Source organism: Halorubrum sp. SP9, assembly GCF_005435015.1.
Taxonomy (GTDB): domain Archaea; phylum Halobacteriota; class Halobacteria; order Halobacteriales; family Haloferacaceae; genus Halorubrum; species Halorubrum sodomense.
On record NZ_SGXU01000213.1, the window covers coordinates 1 to 714 of the forward strand.

Below are 714 nucleotides of genomic sequence, written 5' to 3' on the forward strand. Positions count from 1 at the left end.
TCACCGAGACGCTGACGCCCGCGAGGCCGAGGACGTCGAAGACCGACTCCGAGAGCAGCCGGGGCGCCATGAGCAGCAGCGAACTGAGCGCGAACACGGCGCGCTCGGGCTTCGGGACGTCGGCGTACAGCGTCCCGATGACGGTCGCGCCAAGCGCCACGACGCCGAGGAAGACGCCGACGACGGGGATCAGGATCTCCGGCACGGAGTACGACAGCTCCGCGAGGTCGGCGAAGTTGACGACGCGGTACTGCTCGCGGAGCGGCAGTTCGTCGGCGTTCGCCTTCTCGCGCAGGAGGACGACCCCGGGGGCGAGCACGAACGCGAACGGAACGATCGCCTTGTTCAGCGACAGCGAGAACGCCTTCACGCCGGTCTCGAACGGGTCCGACTTCGCCACCCCGCTCGCGGCGTAGGCGGCCACCGCGACCGGCGGCGTGATGTCGGCCATCACGCCGAAGTAGAGGATGTACAGGTGCGCCGCGAGCAGCGGGATCCCGAACTCGACGAGCGGCGTCGCGAGCATCGAGATCAGGATGATGTACGTCACGGTCGTCGGCATCCCCATCCCGAGGATGATGCTCGCGACCGCGGTGACGAGCAGCATGACGACGATGGACCCCCCGGACAGCTCCAAGAGGAGCGAGGTGAGGTTCGGTCCGAGCCCGGAGACGCTGATGACGCCCGGGATGATCCCCGCCGCGGCGACCGCGA

At 68.9% G+C, this 714-nt stretch carries 1 protein-coding gene; it reads right to left on the reverse strand.

Annotation, left to right across the window (positions count from 1 at the left end):
- On the reverse strand, positions 1 to 714 hold a 714-nt coding region (locus EXE45_RS17255; RefSeq protein WP_137695055.1), incomplete at both ends, for a TRAP transporter large permease subunit.